The organism is Vibrio olivae, from assembly GCF_042428525.1.
Taxonomy (GTDB): Bacteria; Pseudomonadota; Gammaproteobacteria; order Enterobacterales; family Vibrionaceae; genus Vibrio; species Vibrio olivae.
This window is the reverse complement of record NZ_JBHMEP010000116.1, coordinates 1-550: the sequence shown is the minus strand read 5'-3', so window position 1 is coordinate 550 and position 550 is coordinate 1. Positions and strand designations below refer to the sequence as shown.

At 36.0% G+C, this 550-nt stretch carries 1 protein-coding gene; it reads left to right on the top strand.

From position 1 onward, the window contains the following. Positions 1-16: 16 nt before the first annotated feature. Positions 17-550 (top strand): sigma 54-interacting transcriptional regulator (locus ACFFUV_RS23795; protein WP_390198486.1); only part of this gene is annotated, 534 nt, incomplete at its 3' end.

Genomic DNA, 550 nt, shown 5'->3' with positions numbered 1-550 from the left:
CTATGATGGAGTAGGGGTGGATAAGTTGTTAAAACACGAAATTTTATGCTACTTAGAGAACCAGACAGCCTTTTTCGATCTCAACCATATGAACGAGGTCTTTACAGCAAAAAGATTGGCTGAACATTTTGGGGTAAAAAGAAACACAGTCAGTCATTATTTGAACCAGTTGAATGAAGAGAAACTACTAGTCAAAATCAATTCTCGTCCAGTGGTTTATTTCCACAAAGAAGCTTTTGAAAAACAATTTTTTAAGTTACGCACGAATTTTTATTTTTCTATCGATGATCTCAAAGAGGAACAGCCTTTTTTCGCGCAACCAAAAGACTTATTCTCTTTTATGATCGGATACGACGCCAGTTTGAAAGAAAGTATCGAACAAATCAAAACAGCTCTTTACTATCCAGATGGCGGATTACCACTTTTGATTACAGGCGAAAGTGGCACAGGTAAAAGTTATTTAGTTAATTTGGTCTATCAGTATTGTCTGCTTCATGATCTGCTAGAAGATTCTGCACCATTCATCACTTTTAATTGTGCACAATATGCA